The organism is Gardnerella sp. DNF00476, assembly GCF_049262735.1.
Taxonomy (GTDB): Bacteria; Actinomycetota; Actinomycetes; order Actinomycetales; family Bifidobacteriaceae; genus Bifidobacterium; species Bifidobacterium vaginale.
In genome coordinates this window covers 646,436-664,029 of record NZ_CP058401.1, presented here as the reverse complement: position 1 = coordinate 664,029, position 17,594 = coordinate 646,436, and the positions used below count along the sequence as shown (strand labels likewise).

General features: G+C 43.4%; 15 protein-coding genes. 14 read left to right on the top strand and 1 reads right to left on the bottom strand.

The window, feature by feature from the left end:
• Positions 1 to 33: 33 nt before the first annotated feature.
• The 5 genes from rmuC (at position 34) to HXT25_RS02705 (ending at position 5,281) form a co-directional block, all read left to right on the top strand.
• Positions 34 to 1,374: a DNA recombination protein RmuC gene (gene rmuC, locus HXT25_RS02725; RefSeq protein WP_004137617.1), complete on the top strand. Its 1,341-nt coding sequence runs from the start codon at positions 34 to 36 to the stop codon at positions 1,372 to 1,374.
• A gap of 57 nt (positions 1,375 to 1,431) precedes the next feature.
• Complete coding sequence (locus tag HXT25_RS02720; protein WP_004573630.1) at positions 1,432 to 2,280, top strand: hypothetical protein; 849 nt, start codon at positions 1,432 to 1,434, stop codon at positions 2,278 to 2,280.
• 57 nt (positions 2,281 to 2,337) lie between these two features.
• Positions 2,338 to 3,144 carry a TrmH family RNA methyltransferase gene (locus HXT25_RS02715; protein WP_422118645.1) on the top strand — a complete coding sequence of 269 codons (807 nt, stop codon included), beginning with the start codon at positions 2,338 to 2,340 and terminating at the stop codon, positions 3,142 to 3,144.
• Positions 3,145 to 3,275: 131 nt separating this feature from the next.
• A complete protein-coding gene (locus HXT25_RS02710; protein ID WP_004573631.1) occupies positions 3,276 to 4,295 on the top strand; it encodes an ATP-binding cassette domain-containing protein in 1,020 nt (339 codons plus the stop codon).
• Positions 4,292 to 5,281 (top strand): ABC transporter permease subunit, encoded by a 990-nt coding sequence (locus HXT25_RS02705; protein ID WP_009993690.1) that lies wholly within the window; start codon positions 4,292 to 4,294, stop codon positions 5,279 to 5,281. Before HXT25_RS02710 ends, HXT25_RS02705 begins: the two co-directional genes overlap by 4 nt.
• Before the next feature lie 142 nt (positions 5,282 to 5,423).
• Here HXT25_RS02705 and vly read toward each other — a convergent pair whose 3' ends face one another.
• Positions 5,424 to 6,974: a cholesterol-dependent cytolysin vaginolysin gene (vly, locus tag HXT25_RS02700; RefSeq protein ID WP_004573633.1), complete on the bottom strand. Its 1,551-nt coding sequence runs from the start codon at positions 6,972 to 6,974 to the stop codon at positions 5,424 to 5,426.
• Between the two features lie 500 nt (positions 6,975 to 7,474).
• On the opposite strand from vly, the gene gatC reads away from it, so the two are divergent.
• The 9 genes from gatC to HXT25_RS02655 all read left to right on the top strand — a co-directional run bounded on the left by gatC (position 7,475) and on the right by HXT25_RS02655 (position 17,495).
• On the top strand, positions 7,475 to 7,771 hold the full coding sequence (gatC, locus tag HXT25_RS02695) for an Asp-tRNA(Asn)/Glu-tRNA(Gln) amidotransferase subunit GatC (protein ID WP_004114131.1): 297 nt from the start codon (positions 7,475 to 7,477) through the stop codon (positions 7,769 to 7,771).
• A 3-nt stretch (positions 7,772 to 7,774) separates the two neighbouring features.
• Complete coding sequence (gene gatA / locus HXT25_RS02690; protein ID WP_004114132.1) at positions 7,775 to 9,316, top strand: Asp-tRNA(Asn)/Glu-tRNA(Gln) amidotransferase subunit GatA; 1,542 nt, start codon at positions 7,775 to 7,777, stop codon at positions 9,314 to 9,316.
• 32 nt (positions 9,317 to 9,348) lie between these two features.
• Positions 9,349 to 10,848, top strand: a complete 1,500-nt coding sequence (gene gatB, locus HXT25_RS02685) for an Asp-tRNA(Asn)/Glu-tRNA(Gln) amidotransferase subunit GatB (RefSeq protein ID WP_004116355.1) — start codon at positions 9,349 to 9,351, stop codon at positions 10,846 to 10,848.
• 221 nt (positions 10,849 to 11,069) lie between these two features.
• Positions 11,070 to 11,993 (top strand): GNAT family N-acetyltransferase, encoded by a 924-nt coding sequence (locus HXT25_RS02680; protein WP_004114137.1) that lies wholly within the window; start codon positions 11,070 to 11,072, stop codon positions 11,991 to 11,993.
• Positions 11,990 to 12,304: a DUF2469 domain-containing protein gene (locus tag HXT25_RS02675; protein WP_004105898.1), complete on the top strand. Its 315-nt coding sequence runs from the start codon at positions 11,990 to 11,992 to the stop codon at positions 12,302 to 12,304. Before HXT25_RS02680 ends, HXT25_RS02675 begins: the two co-directional genes overlap by 4 nt.
• Before the next feature lie 103 nt (positions 12,305 to 12,407).
• Positions 12,408 to 14,024 carry an NAD(P)/FAD-dependent oxidoreductase gene (locus tag HXT25_RS02670; RefSeq protein ID WP_004114139.1) on the top strand — a complete coding sequence of 539 codons (1,617 nt, stop codon included), beginning with the start codon at positions 12,408 to 12,410 and terminating at the stop codon, positions 14,022 to 14,024.
• A 179-nt stretch (positions 14,025 to 14,203) separates the two neighbouring features.
• Positions 14,204 to 16,198: a transcription termination factor Rho gene (rho, locus tag HXT25_RS02665; protein ID WP_004114140.1), complete on the top strand. Its 1,995-nt coding sequence runs from the start codon at positions 14,204 to 14,206 to the stop codon at positions 16,196 to 16,198.
• A 432-nt stretch (positions 16,199 to 16,630) separates the two neighbouring features.
• Positions 16,631 to 17,128: an Lrp/AsnC family transcriptional regulator gene (locus HXT25_RS02660; RefSeq protein ID WP_004114142.1), complete on the top strand. Its 498-nt coding sequence runs from the start codon at positions 16,631 to 16,633 to the stop codon at positions 17,126 to 17,128.
• A gap of 7 nt (positions 17,129 to 17,135) precedes the next feature.
• Positions 17,136 to 17,495, top strand: a complete 360-nt coding sequence (locus HXT25_RS02655; RefSeq protein ID WP_004573640.1) for a chorismate mutase — start codon at positions 17,136 to 17,138, stop codon at positions 17,493 to 17,495.
• Positions 17,496 to 17,594 lie beyond the last annotated feature (99 nt).

Below are 17,594 nucleotides of genomic sequence, written 5' to 3'. Positions count from 1 at the left end.
CAAAAGTCAACTCAATAGTGTTTAATAGAACGTATGTTCGATAATATTGTGATGTTTGTTTTAATGGTGGTTGCTGTCGTAATAACCGCCATTGTTGTGCTGGCTATTGTTAAGCACAACAATGGAACGCAAGGCTCTAATGGCGTAAGCCAACGCGAATTTAACGAATTGCGCTCGCAGTATGAACAAGCGCGCGCTCAAGCGCAGGAAAATGGCAATCAAGCTATACGGTATCGCACTCAAGCAGAGCAGCTTGCTGAGCGATTGAAATTTGTGGAGTCTGAGCTGCTAAAAGCGCAGCAAGCAGAACAATTGCGAGTGAATCGCGAAGAACAATTGCGTGCAGAGCGAGAAGAACGCGAACGATTAAATCGTGAAAAAACTTTGAAAGAGCAAGGTAAAGTCTTGGAAGCGCTTGCTCCAGTAAAAGACAATCTTGAAGCTCTGAAGAATAAAGTTTCGCAGATTGAAGAAGGACGCAAGCAAGAAATGGGTGTGCTGAGCACTCAGCTTAAAGGCTTAAGCGAGCAGCAAACAAGGCTTGACCGCGAAACTAGTTCGCTTTCTGCAGCATTGCGTAATAACAAGGTTCGCGGAGCTTGGGGTGAGGCTCAGCTAAAGAATATTGTGGAATCTGCAGGTTTGCTTGAGCACGTTGATTTTGATACGCAGGTTGTTGTAACTGGAGTAAATGGCGAACAGCAGAGGCCAGATATGGTTGTGCATCTGCCAGGAGGCAAAACAATTCCAGTTGATGCAAAAGTTCCATATGCGGATTATCAGCGTGCTTGCGAAATCCCAGATAACGCAAGTGACGAAGAATTAGCTAGAAGGAGCGAGCTTCTAAAAGCGCACGCTAAGGCTTTGCGAGAGCATGTTAGAGTATTAGGAGCTAAAGCGTATTGGCAGGCTTTTGAAACAGCACCAGACTTTGTAGTTGCATTTATTCCAAACGAAGCGTTGCTTCAGGCGGCTCTTGAAGCGGATCCAACGCTTATGGATGATGCCTTTGCGCAAAAAGTAGCACTCACTTCCCCAGTTACTTTGTGGGCTGTGCTTAAGTCTGTTGCGTACGCATGGCAGCAGCAAAGTCTTACAGATGATGCGAAAGAACTTTTCGATTTATCTAGAGAATTGTACGATCGCTTTGCGGTTCTTGGAGAAAATGCTTCAAAACTTGGCGTATCTTTGGCAAGAACAGTTGCAGCTTACAATAAGTTTGCTTCCTCGCTTGAGTCGCGAGTGTTGGTAACAGCGCGTAAACTTCAGAAGTTAGATCAAAGTAAAGTTATTGCTTCAATAGATCTTATAGATTCTGATAAAGCTGATGTTAAAGAGCTGAGCGCTCCGGAAGTATCAGTAGAAGATCGTTAAGCATAAAAACATTAAAGCATCAAAAATTGAACAACTCTAAATGCTAAGGAGTGCAAAATGACAGAATTACAAGAAGAGCGCGCGGAACTTAAGCGCATGCTTTGTGCGGATATGAGTGCGAAACCATTTAGTGAACTGTTTTCTGTTACATTTGCTCAGCGCGGCTCCAAGTTGGTTGGTGATGTTCTTTTTGATGCAATTGAGAAAGCTGGGTATTCGTTAGAACGCGATGTTGACGCAGTTGGAGCGTTAACTGCTGCTGCAGTGCCTATGGTTTTTGCGCTTATTCATGCTGCAGAACGTAAAGGAATTGCACTCGACGGCTTTGTTATGGATTTTGTTTTCCCTGCAACAAAAGGTCCGTCAGTTAAAGGCAAGCGAGTATTGTTACTTGACTCTTGGCTTTCTGAAAAATCGTATGTTCAAACTTCTTCGCTTGTGACTTTACGACACGGAAATGAATTAAGTCTTGATTTTGGCATTGTTAATCAGCAAGGCGCGCAAATTCTTGCTATAGTTGCATTAATTGGTGGTGTTGACGCCGACGAACAAGGCACAAGGCATCTTCAATTAGTAAATCCAATAAGTAAGGAGAGTACTAAAATGGCATTTGTTCAAGCTTTCGGTGAAGAAGAATTACGCGCAGATGCAGAACACGAAGATTGCTGCAACGATCATTGCTGTGGCGGTCATTGCGAGGTTAAATGCACGGGTGATTGTGCTCATGATGGTTGCACTGAGCCTTGCTGTGAAGATAATTGCTGCGGTGGCCATTGCAAAGTAGAGTGCACTGGCGATTGCAAGCATGACGGTTGCACTGAGCCGTGCTGCGAAGACAACTGCTGTGGCGGTCACTGCAAGTCAGACTGCACAGGAGATTGCGTAACAGACGGCTGCCAAGACTAGCTGCAAAGACTAGCTGCCAATACTAAGCAAAAGTATTAAACGGAGCAAAACTTATACATGCACGAACCGAATCCAATTACTTTGGCTGCAAAAGCTTCCGATGAGCCAGAATTCCGACCTATAGGAGTTGGCCCATGGGAAGAAGAACATCCAGGTGAGCCTCGTCCAGATAATCCAGAATCGCCAAATTACGATGCGCGGTTTAGCGCTGAATTACTAGACGAAGGCGACCAGCGTAACGTCTTAGATTGCTACCGGTACTGGAAAGTGGAAGACATAAAAGCGGATCTCGATTCTAAAGGCCGTCATGAGTTTGAAGTAGCTGTAGAAAATTGGACTCACGATTTCAACATAGGCTCTATGGTTCGCACTGCAAACGCGTTTACTGCGAAAAAAGTGTATATCGTAGGGCCTCATAAATGGAATCGCAAAGGCTCGTTAATGACTGAGCTTTACCAATACGTTGAGTGTTGCCCTACGATTGAAACTCTAGTGAATAATTGGCGCGAAGATATGCTTAAAGAAGCAGAAGAAGCGCATCAACTTTTGCTTAAAGCACAAGCAGATGGCAATAAAGAAGCCGAAAAAATCGCAAATATCAAGGAACAAGACGCTAAAAACGCTCGCGTTATAGCGCTCGATATTATTCCAGGCGCAGTTGCTATGGAAACCTACAAGTTCCCTAAACGTTGCCTTATGCTTTTTGGTGCGGAAGGTCCAGGTCTTTCTAAAAAAGCGCTAGAAATGGCGGATGACGTTGTTTACATTTCGCAATTTGGCTCTGTTCGCTCGCTAAACGCAGGAGCAGCCGCAGCTGTTTCCATGCACGCGTGGATTGCGCAACATGCAGCACCAAATTGCTGAATCTTAATAAGAGATTAATTAAAATTTCATCAGCAAGATCTCAACAAAAATATTAATTAAAACGCATTAGCCTGTACTCATAAACACTTACATTTTAGGTGTATTTTTTTTATTTGTGATATTGTTAATTTATGTTAGAATTTCAACATATTACAAAGCGTTTCGGCGCAAAAACAGCGCTTAACGACGTTTCTTTCGTCGCCGAAGACGGCAAAGTCACAGGCTTTTTAGGACCTAACGGCGCTGGTAAATCTACCACCATGCGTTGCGCGTTAAATCTTATTCATGCCAATAGTGGTACTTCTCTTATTGACGGAAAACCTTACGCAAAAATCGTATCCCCAATGACAGAAGTTGGCGCAGTTCTTGACGCAAAGTCTGCTCACAGGGGCCGTACGGCTTACAATCACCTGTATTCATTGGCTTTAACTCACGGAATATCAAAAAAGCGCGTTGACGAAGTGATTGATATTACTGGATTATCAAGTGTTAAAACCCGCAAAGCAGGATCTTTCTCGCTTGGTATGAGCCAGCGTCTTTCCATTGCGGCGGCTCTTTTAGCAGATCCGCACAATCTTATTTTGGACGAGCCAATTAACGGCTTAGATCCAGAAGGCGTTAAGTGGGTTCGTGAATTATGCAAGTATTACGCAAGCGAAGGCCGTGCAATACTTCTTAGCTCGCACTTAATGAGCGAAGTTGCGCTTACTGCAGATAACCTTGTGATTATTGCGCATGGCGAGATTTTGAAGCGCACAACGGTTCAAGATTTTGTTGACGCACATTCGCAGCACGCTGTGCGACTTGTAACTCCAGAAGGCGAAAAGCTAAAGCAAGTGCTTGCTCAAAATCATCCTGAGTGCAAGATTTTGCCAGATAATCGCACACCTCAAGACGTTCAAGAAGGCGAACTTTTTAGAATAACAGATTGCGAACTAAGTCAGATTGCGCGAGAAATTGCGGATAATCAAATTTTGGTATATCAGCTTAATTACGAGCACGCGTCACTTGAGGAAGCATATTTGGCTCTTACACACGGTCAAGAGCAGTATGTAACGAAGGCTGTTCCTAGCAGCGGCTCGAAGCCGAGTGAACAAAAGCCGAGTGAACAAAACGTAGAGCAATCTAATAATGAGGAGAGTGCAAAATGAGTGAGCAAGTAGCAAATCAACAAGTGCAATCTTCTGAGTTCAACGCACACCAATCCAACGCGTACAAAACAGGCCGCAGCATGAACGCTCAACACTTGCGCCTAACATTTATGCACACGCTTAAATCCGAGATTGTTAAGTTGCGCGGACTTGCATCCACCTGGTGGTGCATGGCATTAACAATTGTTTTGCCAGTAATCTTTAGCTTTATTATAGCGATTGTGCAAAAAGCAATGTCTAAAGTTGACATTAAGAATGGAGCAAATCAAGGCAAATCAAGCGCTGCAATTACTGTTGGGCCGAGCAATAAAAGTAGCCTTATTGCATCTCAAGATAGCATTTTCCACTTAGTTATTAGTTTTGCTTCTGTATCTTTGATTGTTCTAGCGATTTTTGCAGTGCTTGCTGTAACCGCGGAGCATTCTACAACTTCGATTCAGGCTTCTCTTACTGCTGTACCTAGAAGGGGTATGTTCTTTACGGCTAAATTTATTGCTGTTGCAATCTACGTTTTTGTAGTGCAACTTATTGCAATGGCAGTTTCGCTAGGCGCTGCAGAATTAGCCTTTATAGGAGACAACACTTCTGGATTATCTGGAAGCAACGCGTGGAAATTGCCTCTTACGCTGTTTCTTGGCTCTCCTGCAATTATGGTTGTTGTAGCAGCAATGGCGTACGGCTTTGGCATGATTTGCAAGTCAACTGCTGGCGGAATTATGTGCGTTATTGGAGCCGTGATGATTTTGCCTAGTGTTCTTAGCATTATTATGTTTGCAAGCAATTTCGCGAAGTGGAATTCAATACTTATACAGCTTTTGCCAGCCACAGCGGTGGAGAAATTCTTGGGCGGCTCCCCTAATTCGGGTGCACAGCTTCCACCAAACGCATATGTTTTTACATGGTGGCAATCAGGCTTGGTGGTTCTTGCTTGGGGCGTAGTCATGTATGCAATTGGCCACGTTGTGGAAAAGCATCGCGATATTTAGCGCGATATCTAAAATATTTAAATATTCTGCAAATAATATTTTGCAAAAACAATAAGGGCTTTATCTCGTAACTGACTACAAGATAAAGCCCTTTCCTGTGTTTACTTTTCTATTTTTCTATATTTAATCATGTGTTATGAATTCAGTCGTTCTTTACAGTTTCAGCAACGCGAGGCCACAAGGTTGTGCCCCAGTTGCTAATAGTACGCTGACGAACTAGTGGCAAATCAGAACGGTCATATACTGTGCGCCATGGTTCCCAAACCAAACCAGTCTTTTCAACCAACTTGATTCGTAGATTGCGTACATTTCCTTTGAACTGAATAGTGGTGTTGAAGTGAGCTGTACGATACTTACCATTGCCTTCCCAAGCGCGAGAACGCACGTAAGGAGTGCCGTCAATTTCGGTGCCGTACTCATCCCAGTAGATGTAGTAGCGAGCTACATAAGCTCCACGGTGGTCCAAAGTCAAGTAGCCATTGCGATAAGAAGAAACCTTCGTTTCAATATAATCGCTGTTGGATTGCAAAGTTGCTACTTCGTTATCCTTGACGAAGGAAGTGGTGTATGCAATTGGAACCGCTGGGCTAGAGGTGCTCAAATTTGCACCTTCCTGAATCAAAGCCTTAAGCGTATCGATATTGCCTGTAATAACTTTAGCTGCACCATTAGCGCTGCCACCAAGAATCACTGCAGTAACAGAAGTATTCTGGAGAATGCGATGGAATTCGGTGTTTGGCTTGATTTCTACGCCCTTAATTGCTGCTTCTACCGCAGCCTGGAAATCAGTGCTCTTGCTGGTGGTATCGAACTTTACGTACATTGAGCGACCATAAGCTACGTTTGACACGTAAACTGGTGGGCGCTTGTTGTCAACGCCACGGTTCTTCAAGCTGTCTGGCGTAGTGCAAGGAGCAAAGAAATCTGCTGGGCTATCTGGTGCATCAACGCTTACGGTGTAGTAAGTTTGCTTGAAGTTCACAATTTGAGTCTGCTTCTCACCCTTGTGTACTGCATCGAAATCAATCTTCAGCGGAACACCAATCTTGGCAAAATCAGCACCAAACTTAGCCTTGAGCTGGTTCATGCTTTGTGCGCTTGCAGAATCGTACTGCATGCGAGCTGCAACATGATGACTTGCTCCATATTGTGCATTCCACTTAGAAACTAAGCCGTTCACTGCGGAAGTTACAGAGCTCTTGGTTGGGCGCTGAACAGTTACAGCACTTTCGCCGCCGTGGAATCCCGGCAAATCAACGCTCAACGTTATTGGAGCGCGGTTTGCAGAAATCAGGCTTGGCATATTGTCCATCAAATTCTTATCAGCACGGAAAAGAGCACCTGGGTATACGCGATCATCGTTGGCGGAAGTAACCGACAAATTTGAAGTTGTATTGGTGATGTTCTTCTTCTGATGCTCAACAACAACGAATTCACCGTTCTTGTTGAAGCTGTCGCTGGAGAATTTGTTCTCAATGGTTTCGCCATGACGGGCGAGAATGTTTGTTTTATCGTATTGCAAATCCCACAAATAATTATTCAACGAGTCTTTCTTAGCTGCGCAAGATGTAGCTGGTTCAGAATCCTTAGCGGAAGGAGCGGCCATTGCTGGTGCTGCTAAGCATTGTGGAACAATAGTTGCGCCCGCGAGGAGCAACATTGCTGCATTACGGTAGAACTTTGTACTCTTCATATGTATCCTTATATTATGATATTTTCTGTTATTTTTTATGAGATACCGTAACTTATTTGCTTCTATGCATGGCATGCTTCGCTGCATTAGCTTAATATCTCATAGCATCTTATTATTACATGCTTTTTTATTTCTGGGATAGTGAAATAAAACAAATTTTTTTATTCTGCAAATAAACGTATGAAGAAGGTTGGAATGCCAACATTCTTTTATTGAATTATTTACATTTCATGGCGTGTTGACATGCATAGACCTTCGTTTTCACATATTTTATACTCGTTAATTTTATGAAAACTGTATGTGACAATAATTGTTATTTCGCTTATTGTCTCACTAATAAAATTTTTTTAATATTACACATAATTTTCCCTAGAAAATATGGATCGACAATCATGTTCTAAAATTGGGAAAATATTTCTACAGTAACGTGTGTAAATCTTTTATCAATATTGCTTTTTTCTTCTATAAGAAGGTCACGCATCACACATATAGTTGAGGTTATGCCTACATTCACACGCGAAGAAATTGAGCATTTGGGTGTTTTGTCCCAGATTGCTTTAAGCGACGAAGAAATCAGTCGCTTGCAAGGCGAATTAAACGTCATTGCAGAATCCATTAACAAAGTGCAGGAAGTTGCTGGCGAAGATGTGCCACCTACTGCAAATCCAGTACCTCTTGAAGCGTATTTGCGCCCAGACGAGCCTGCTACGCCATTGACTCAAGAAGAAGCGCTTTCTGGCGCTCCTAGAAGTGAGTCTGGCATGTTTGTAGCACCTCGAATTTTGGGGGAGGAATAAAACATGACTAATACTCAAGATTTAGTAAAGCTTTCTGCTGCCGATATGGCAAAGGCTGTAAAAGCTAAAGAAGTCTCTAGCCGCGAGCTTGTTGAAGCTCACTTGGCAGTAATCGAAGCAGCCGAGCCAGAAATCAAAGCATTCTTGCATGTTTCTGCAGATGTTGCACTTGAACAAGCAGATGCTTTTGATAAAAAGAACGCTAATGGCGAAGCCGAAGGCTTACCTGAGCTTGCAGGCGTTCCAATTGCCATTAAAGACATGATTGTTACTAAGGGCATTCCTACTACTGCAGCATCTAAGATTCTTGAAGGCTGGGTTCCACCTTACGATGCTACTGTTATTGAAAAGCTCAAGGCAGCTGGCATGCCAATTCTTGGCAAGACTAACCTAGATGAATTTGCTCAAGGTTCTTCTACCGAGCATTCCGCTTACCAAACCACTTGCAACCCTTGGGATACTGAGCGCGTTCCTGGCGGTTCTGGCGGCGGTTCTGCAGCTGCTGTTGCTGCATTCGAGACTCCTATTGCTTTGGGTACAGATACTGGCGGCTCTATTCGTCAGCCAGGCGCTTTAACTGGTACTGTTGGCGCAAAGCCAACTTACGGCGGAGTTAGCCGTTTTGGCGCAATCGCCATGGCAAGCTCGCTTGATCAGATTGGCCCTGTTTCTCGTACCGTTCTTGACTCTGCACTTTTGCAGGAAATCATTGGCGGCAACGATAAGCGCGATTCAACTTCGATTCCTGCTCCTGTTCCTCCAATGGCTCAGGCTGCGCGCGAGGGTGCTCGCCGTGATTTGAAGGGCGTAAAGGTTGGTCTTGTTAAAGAGCTTAGCGGAGAAGGCTTCCAGCCAGGCGTTGAAGCACGCTTTAATGAGGCTGTGCAATTGCTTAAGGATATGGGCGCAGAAGTAACAGAAGTCTCCTGCCCTCATTTCCCTTATTCTTTGGCTGCTTACTACATTATTATGCCTTCCGAAGTTAGCTCTAATTTGGCTCGCTACGATGGCATGCGCTACGGTTTGCGCGTAATGCCACCAGCAGACAAGCCTCAAACTGCTGCAAACATGATGGCTGCAACTCGCGAAGCTGGCTTTGGCGACGAAGTAAAGCGCCGTATTATTCTTGGCACTTACGCACTTTCCGCCGGCTACTACGATGCTTGGTATGGCTCTGCACAAAAGGTTCGTACGCTTATTATTCGCGACTTTGAAGAAGCGTTTAATAAGGTAGATGTTCTAGTCTCTCCAACAAGCCCTACAACGGCATTTAAGTTTGGCGAGAAGATGAACGATCCACTCTCCATGTACATGAACGATATTGCTACGATTCCTGCAAACATGGCTGGCGTTCCAGCTTTGAGCCTCCCAGCTGGCTTAAGCGACGATGGTTTGCCTGTTGGTATTCAGATTATTGCTCCGCAATGCCATGATGAAAAGATGTACAAGCCTGCAGCAGCGTTGGAAGCAGCGCTCGAAGAAAAGTGGAGTGGCCCAATCTGGAAGTCGCTTAAAGCTGGTTGGCTCGATTCATTGGCTAAGTAAAGTGAAATAAAGCTTAAGTAAGAAGGATTCTCATGGCTGAAAAACTTATGAAATACGCCGATGCTGTGGAGCAATTTGACCCAGTTTTCGGCTTGGAAACTCACGTTGAGCTTTGCACGCGCACAAAGCTGTTCTGCCCAGCGGAGGTATCTTTTGGTGGCGAGCCAAATACTCAGTTAACTCCTGTAAGCCTTGGTTTGCCAGGCTCTTTGCCAGTTGTAAACAAGACTGCAGTTGATTACGCTATTAAACTCGGTTTGGCATTGCATTGCGAAATCGCTGAGTGGAGCCAGTTCGCTCGTAAGAACTACTTCTACCCAGATATGCCTCGCGATTATCAGATTTCCCAGTATGATAAGCCTACTAATGGCAATGGTTACTTGGACGTTGAGCTGGAAGACGGCACCGTGTTCCGCGTGCCGATTGAACGTGCTCATATTGAGGATGATGCTGGTAAGAATACTCACGTTGGCGGCGCTGACGGTCGTATTGAAGGCGCAAATCATTCTTTGGTTGATTACAATCGTGCAGGCGTGCCTTTAATTGAGATTGTAACTAAGCCAATCGAAGGTGCGGGTAGCCGCGCTCCAGAAATTGCTGGTGCTTATATGCGTGCTATTCGCGATATTGTTCGCGCTCTTAACATTTCCCACGCTCGTATGGAGCAGGGCAATATGCGTGCTGACGTGAACGTTTCGCTTCGTCGCAAGTCGACTGATCCATTTGGTACGCGTTCCGAAACTAAGAATGTGAACACATTCCGCGGTATTGAAAAGACGCTGCAATATGAGATTCGTCGTCAGGCTGCTATTTTGAGCGAAGGTGGCGAGATTTTGCAGGAAACTCGTCACTGGGATGAAGCAACTCAGACTACTGCTGGCGGTCGTGTGAAGTCGGATGCTGACGATTATCGCTACTTCCCAGATCCTGATTTGGTTATGCTTCATATCACGAAAGAGCATATTGAGCGCATGAAGGCCGAGATGCCGGAAATGCCTCGCGAGCGCCGTAACCGTTTGCAAAGCGAATGGGGTATTAGCGATCTTGAAATGCGAGATATTCTTAACGCGGATGCTCTTGATTTGGTTGAAGAAACCGTTAAGGCTGGTGCAAGTGCTGCTGGTGCTAAGAAGTGGTGGCTTGGTGAGCTTGCTCGCGAAGCAAACACTCGTGGCGTGACTTTGGAAGAATTGCCTATTACTCCGCAAGATGTGGCTGAAGTTGAAAAGCTAATTGCAGATGGCAATCTTAACGATAAGCTCGCTAAGCAAACTGTTGCATGCGTTTTGGCTGGCGAGGGTAAGCCTGATGAAGTTGTTAAGAAGCACGGATTCAAGGTTATGAACGACGACGGCGCTTTGGAAGCTGCTGTTGACGCTGCTCTTGCTGCTGATCCTGAAGTTGCAGAAAAGCTTAAGGCTGGAAATATGAAGCCGATGGGCGCAATTATTGGCGCTGTTATGCGTGCGACTAAAGGTCAGGCTGATGCTAAGGCTGTTACTAAGATCGTGATGGCAAAGATTAAAGGCTGATTTAAATTTTAGTTAGATTAAAATTTAGCTAGAAAAGAATAGTTTATAGATGCACTTTTTGCATTTTATGCTTTGCGTTTTAACCTTGTGTTTTATAGCATTGTGTAGAGTGCAAAAAGTGTAATCTTATATTGTAGTTGCTTACGCATTTGTATTTTGCTTATGCTTTTTGTAGAACTTTTTGTAACGCAAGGTCAATTAGGTACAGGAAACAGGTGAATATGCAGGAAGTCAATGCTGACTCTACAAACTCTCGAGAGTTACCAGAAAGTATTGTAATTCCGTCAATACGCGGCGAGATGGCTCGTCTTAGGCAAGCAACCATCGAAGATTTAGCGAGGATGGATTCATTACATGCTTTTGATGGTGCGGCTGTTATAACTGGCAAGGATTCACAATCTGAACGTGCTATGGTTCATGCGTGGGTTGAGCGTTCTGTGCAGTGGTCTTTGGGCAATAATGATAAAAGTATGTCTGATTATGCTGGGGTTGTTGGAGATGCTCAATCACGCCCAACAATCGCATGGTCAATTGTGCCAGATCTTATTGATGACGCTAAAAATACCAATGGCGATATTATTGGAATGATTTTTTTGATCGACATTGATGGTTGGTCTAAATCCGCTAGAATTCAGGTGATTCTAGGACGCGATTATAGGGGTCGTGGGTATTCTAGAGATGCAATGCCTAGAGTTATGACGTATGGTTTTGCTCCAGACACAGTTGGTTTAGCATTGCATAGGATTTGGGTTGGTGTTCCAGCAGCGAATACGCGTTCTCTTTCTGTTTATCAGTCTCTTGGTTTTGTAAAAACTGGAACAGCTAGAGATGCTTTGTGGGATTCACAAAATCAAAAATATCAAGATTTTGTTGTTATGGACACTCTCGTAGATGAATATGATGCCATTCGTTCTTTAGACGCTTTTGGTCTGCACGTTATTGAAGATAATCCTGGTGTTTGTGAAGCGCTAAGTGCGCATGAGCATTCAATTGCAATACCTGTTAGCAAAGATAATTCCGACGAATCGTGGCCGTATAATGCGGCTACAGTCAAAGAAGATTCTTCTAAACGCGCATGGTGGCGTATTATAGGACGCGGTCGTAAGCGTAACACTAATGGCAATAATGCGGAAGGGAAGCGATGAGCGCTGAAGATCTCGACAATTACGAAACTGACGCCGAGCTTGCGTTGTACAAGGAGTATCGTGACGTTATTAAGCTTTTTACGTATGTTGTAGAAACTGAGCGACGATTCTATTTGGCAAACAAGGTGGATTTTAACGTGCGTTCTGCAGGTCAAGATGTGTATTTTGACGTGCAATTAACAGACGCTTGGGTGTGGGACGTTTACCGCCCTTCGCGGTTTGTGAAAAACGTTCGTATTGTTACGTTTAAAGACGTAAATGTGGAAGAAGTGCAGAAAACAGATATCGATATTCCAGAATCTATCGCATGATAAGAGTATGCTAGTAAAGCTTATGTTTAGATTTTAATATAGATACGTGCTTGCAATTTTGCGATTTTGACTTTATAAAGCGTCTTTTAGGTATGGAGGAAAATTGACTGATACACAATCCCAGAAACAATCTGTAGTGATTATTGGTGGCGGTCCGGCAGGGTTGACGGCTGCATGGGAGCTTGTAAAAGATGGCGGAGCTAGCCGCTACGATGTAACTGTTCTTGAAGCATCTAAAGAGTTTGGCGGAATTTCTCGCACTGTAAAATACAACGGAAACCGCATGGATATTGGCGGTCACCGATTCTTCTCTAAAGATGATCGAATTATGCAATGGTGGCGAGATATGCTGCCACTTCAAGGCGCTCCTTCTTACGACGACAAAAAACTTGGCAGACACCACGATTTAGAGAATGGCGGCCCAGACCCAGAAGTCGAAGATGAGGTTATGCTTAAGCGTCATCGCGTTTCTAGAATCTTCTGGAATCATCATTTCTTCGACTACCCTATCTCTCTTTCTGCGTCTACTTTGCGCTCTATGGGCTTTGTTCTTACTATGAAGGTTGGTTTTAGCTACCTTTGGTCTATGATTCACAAGTTGCCAGAAACAAACCTCGAAAACTTCTACATTAATCGCTTTGGCAAAAAGCTGTATTCTATGTTCTTTGAGGGCTATACCGAGAAGCTTTGGGGAAGGCATCCAAGTCAGATTTCTGCAGATTGGGGTGCTCAGCGAGTTAAGGGTTTGAGCATTGTTGAAGTTTTAAAGAATGCTTTCTCTAAGCTTATGCCGAAAAAGAAGGCAAATCAGGAAGTTGAAACTTCACTGATTGAAGAATTCTGGTATCCTAAGCTTGGTCCTGGTCAGCTTTGGGAGACTGTTGAACGTCGTTGCCGTGAAAATGGCGCTACTGTTTTAACAGATGCAAAAGTTGTTGCTATTAAACAGTGCGACGGTAAAATTTCTAGTGTTGTCGTTGAAAATCAAGATGGTTTGCAGCAAGAACTTCATGCGGATCAGTTTATTTCTTCTATGCCAATAAAAGATTTGGTTGCAGCTATTGAGCATGGCGCCGAAGGAAATGAGTCTGTGCAGGTTCCAGCCGAATTACAACGAGTTGCTAAAGGCTTGCCTTACCGTGATTTCGTAACCGTTGGACTTCTTGTTAAGCGTATGCGTTTGCGTAATACGACTGATATTCCAACGTTAGGTAACCCTCCTATTGTGCCTGATTGCTGGATTTATGTGCAGGATCCAGGATACAAAGTTGGTCGTTTGCAAATCTTTAACAACTGGAGCCCATATCTCGTTAAGGATGTTGACAACACTGTGTGGATTGGTCTTGAATACTTCTGCAATGAGGGCGATGATTTTTGGAATATGAGCGACGAAGAGGCTCGTAAATCTGCGATTGATGAGCTTACTCGTATGCAGGTTATTGATGGCGAAGATGATGTTTTGGATGCGCATCGTGAGCGTGTTCCAAAGGCTTATCCAGCTTACTTCGATACTTATGCTCAGATGCCTGAGCTTGTTAAGTATTTGGATGGTTTTGGTAACTTGTATTGTGTTGGTAGAAATGGTCAGCATCGTTACAATAATCAGGATCATTCTATGGCTACTGCTATTGAAGCCGTGTCTAATATTAACAGTGGAAAACAGTCTAAAGATAATGTTTGGTCTGTTAATACAGAAAAGTCATATCACGAAAAGAAGTAGCGTTTTTTCTTTTTGCCACGCCGTGTTGTTGTGAGTCGCATGAGTGTAGTAGCATACATTTATCAGCGATTAAGTCACATTGTTATGTGCTTATCGTTGTATTCACAACGGATTTTTCCGAAATCTTCCATGTAAAGCTCCAAGTAGTTTGTTTCTTGGGGTTAGGGAAAGGTATAACTGTGGCAACAAGCCAAAATCTTGATGATATGAAGCTTTCTGAGCTTAAGGATCTTGCGAAGCAAATGGGCCTGCGCGGTACGTCTACAATGCGTAAGCCGGATTTGATTGCTACGCTTACCGCTGCGCGCAATGGTGGGGATGCGCCAGCAGGAGTTAGCGTACATGTTCCTAAAAGCATTGTTAGGGATAGTCGTTCGTCGCTTAATGATGAGGATGAGTCTAAATACGATTCATCTTCATCTTTTAGGTCGCGTCGCAATTTTGATGATGATAGTGGTGAGTCTGCTCGTAAATCTGCTGATGAGGATTTGTTAGAAAATCTCGGCTTGCCTGATTCTGTTGAATCTTCTGATTCTGATGATTCTGTTGATTCAAATAGAAGCGGTAAGTCTAGGCGTCGTCGTGAGTTTACGCGTGATAATCAATCTCAGCGTCGTCGTCAGTCTGATTTTAAAGATAATTATCGCGGAAATAACTCGGATGATGCAGATGATGCGGAAGATGATTTAGATCAGATTCTTGCTACTTTGCCAAGTGAAAAGTCTTCTGATTCTAATGCAAATCGTGATTCTGAATCTCGCAGGCAACGCGGAGCTTCGCGTTCTAATGGCGATGACGATTATGATACGCATTCAGATAGGAATGACAGGTATCAACGCCGTATGCGTGGTCGTGGACGCGATAGAGATGATTACGATTCCCGCTCGGATCGCTCTGATCATTTAGAGCGTGAAGATCGACCTACGAGGAATGATCGTTCTGATCGCAATGATATTCGTGAAGACCACGAGTCTCGTGAATCAGCTTCTCGTAGAGAGGAACCAAAAGAAGAGCTTGTTCCAGTTGCTGGTATTGTAGATGTGCTTGAATCTTATGCGTTTGTGCGCACTTCTGGATATTTGCCTGGTCCAAATGATGTTTACGTTTCTATGAGCCAAATCAAAAAGTATGGTTTGCGCAAGGGAGATGCGGTTCAAGGTTCTATTCGTGCTCCTCGCGAAGGTGATCGTAGGAATCAGCGCCAAAAATTTGTTCCTTTGCAAAGCGTTGACAGCATTAATGGCATGAGCGTAGAAGATGCTCAGAATCGTCCACAATTCGCTAAGCTCACGCCTTTGTATCCGCAAGAGCGCTTAAAGCAGGAGACTACGCCAAATCGTATGCTTGGCAGAATCATTGATCTTGTGGCTCCTATTGGTAAGGGTCAGCGTGGTTTGATTGTTTCGCCTCCTAAGGCTGGTAAAACAATCACTTTGCAAAATATTGCGAACGCGATTGCTGTTAATAATCCAGAAGTGCATTTGATGGTTGTTCTTGTAGACGAGCGTCCAGAAGAAGTTACCGACATGGAGCGCACTGTTCAGGGTGAGGTTATTTCTTCTACATTTGACCGTCCAGCATCAGACCACACTACTGTTGCGGAGCTTGCGATTGAGCGTGCTAAGAGGCTTGTAGAGCTTGGCCAAGATGTTGTTGTTCTTCTTGATTCTATGACTCGTCTTGCTCGTGCATACAATATTGCTGCTCCTGCATCTGGTCGTATTCTTTCTGGTGGCGTGGATGCTCAGGCGCTTTACCCTCCTAAGAAGTTCTTTGGTGCCGCGCGAAACATTGAAAATGGCGGTTCTTTGACTATTATTTCTTCCGCTTTGGTGGAAACTGGTTCAAAGATGGATGAAGTTATTTTCGAAGAGTTTAAGGGCACTGGAAACATGGAGCTTCGCTTGAGTCGCGATTTGGCAGATAAGCGCTTGTTCCCAGCAGTGGATATTAATTCTTCTGGCACGCGCCGCGAAGAGTTGATTACTCCTGCTCAAGAATTGCCTATTATTTATCGCTTAAGGCGACTATTTGGCGGACTTGAGCCAGAGCAGGCTTATCAGACTTTGGTGCCACGCTTAAAGAAAACTGCGTCGAATCGCGATTTTCTCGCGGCGATTGTGCAGCAAGCGAATAACTCTACAAATGGCGGGTCGCCAGCAACCGCTGCTTAAGTAGGTTATGTTCGTGTAATTTTATAAATATAACTTTAAAAAATACACTTTAATTACCCCTTGGTTTGATTAATCGAGGGGTAATTTTTATTGTTTATTTTTTAATACTGTTTTTATTACAAACTCATTTTGTTTTTTAAAATAAAAAAATATACGTTTATATATAATTATTTTCCTATAAAATACACTATTCTTGGTAATTTTTACTATTGATAATGCGTATGCAAATAATAAAAATTAAATAATTATAATTACTTGTCAAAAGTTTATTCCTATAAACATTTGATATTTAATGTGAAAAACCGTGATTTTTTATATAATTTTGTTCTTTTTCGTTAAAAAATACGATACGATTGAAGAGACTGCAGGGTAGCGCAATCTGAAATCTACAACAGTATTCAGGAAGATGCGCTGTATGAGGATGGAGGTCGTATGACAGGAAACTCTCATAAGATTGAAAATAATATTCCTTCTGGCTTGAACGCTAATGTGAGCACAGTTGCTCCTATAGATTCTACAGATGCGATTATTGTAGATATTCTTGAACATGATGGTCGTGCAACATTAACCAGACTAGCTAAAGCATCTGGATTATCGGTTTCTGCCGTACAATCTAGAGTACAAAAGCTTGAGCGCAGAGGAATTATCACTGGTTACCGTGCGTTGATTGACTATGAGCGCAGAGGCTTGCCAGTAAGCGCATTTGTTGCTGTAACACCTCTTGACTTTGAGCAAGAAGCATCTGTTCCAGCCAAGTTGAAAGATATTGAAGGTATTGAAGCCTGCTATTCTATCACTGGAAGCCCAAGTTTCATGCTCGTAGTTCGTGTTGCTACACCTAGCAAGCTAGAAGAGCTAATTAACACGATTCATAGGATTGTGCCAGTTAGCACAGAAACAACTATGGTTTTGCAGACTTATTTCGACTAGAAGTAATATGTGTGAATTTCCTAAAGAATCGGTTGGCGCGCGTAAGCATCAGATTGAACCGAGTTGCAATGATTGTAACGATTCAATAAGCGAGATTTTTGCGTTGCGTCAATCGATTGACAATATTGACAATGCAGTTGTTTCACTTCTTGCAGAGCGTTTTAAAGTTACGGAAAAAGTCGGAGAAATAAAAGCTCGCGCAAATCTTGCTGCGGAAGATAAATCTAGAGAAAATCGCCAAGCAAATCGACTTAAAAAAATTGCTGAAGAATCTGGATTAAAAGAAGAAATCGCGCTCGAATATTTACATTTTGTTGTAGCTGCCGCAAAAAAGCGCCATCAAGAAATAAAAGATAGCCAGAAATAGTTAAAAATAGCTACAAATTTAATCAAAAATCTAGTCAAATTTAGTAAAAAATCTAGCAAAATCTAAAAAAATATGCGCGCTTAGAGTCATAATAAAAAT

Coding starts and splice junctions, on each gene's coding strand:
- vly (WP_004573633.1), bottom strand. CDS start 6,974: ATGAAGAGTACAAAGTTCTACCGTAATGCAGCAATGTTGCTCCTCGCG.
- HXT25_RS02680 (WP_004114137.1), top strand. CDS start 11,070: ATGCAGGAAGTCAATGCTGACTCTACAAACTCTCGAGAGTTACCAGAA.
- HXT25_RS02720 (WP_004573630.1), top strand. CDS start 1,432: ATGACAGAATTACAAGAAGAGCGCGCGGAACTTAAGCGCATGCTTTGT.
- HXT25_RS02655 (WP_004573640.1), top strand. CDS start 17,136: ATGTGTGAATTTCCTAAAGAATCGGTTGGCGCGCGTAAGCATCAGATT.
- HXT25_RS02675 (WP_004105898.1), top strand. CDS start 11,990: ATGAGCGCTGAAGATCTCGACAATTACGAAACTGACGCCGAGCTTGCG.
- HXT25_RS02660 (WP_004114142.1), top strand. CDS start 16,631: ATGACAGGAAACTCTCATAAGATTGAAAATAATATTCCTTCTGGCTTG.
- gatA (WP_004114132.1), top strand. CDS start 7,775: ATGACTAATACTCAAGATTTAGTAAAGCTTTCTGCTGCCGATATGGCA.
- rmuC (WP_004137617.1), top strand. CDS start 34: ATGTTCGATAATATTGTGATGTTTGTTTTAATGGTGGTTGCTGTCGTA.
- gatB (WP_004116355.1), top strand. CDS start 9,349: ATGGCTGAAAAACTTATGAAATACGCCGATGCTGTGGAGCAATTTGAC.
- HXT25_RS02710 (WP_004573631.1), top strand. CDS start 3,276: ATGTTAGAATTTCAACATATTACAAAGCGTTTCGGCGCAAAAACAGCG.
- HXT25_RS02715 (WP_422118645.1), top strand. CDS start 2,338: ATGCACGAACCGAATCCAATTACTTTGGCTGCAAAAGCTTCCGATGAG.
- gatC (WP_004114131.1), top strand. CDS start 7,475: ATGCCTACATTCACACGCGAAGAAATTGAGCATTTGGGTGTTTTGTCC.
- HXT25_RS02705 (WP_009993690.1), top strand. CDS start 4,292: ATGAGTGAGCAAGTAGCAAATCAACAAGTGCAATCTTCTGAGTTCAAC.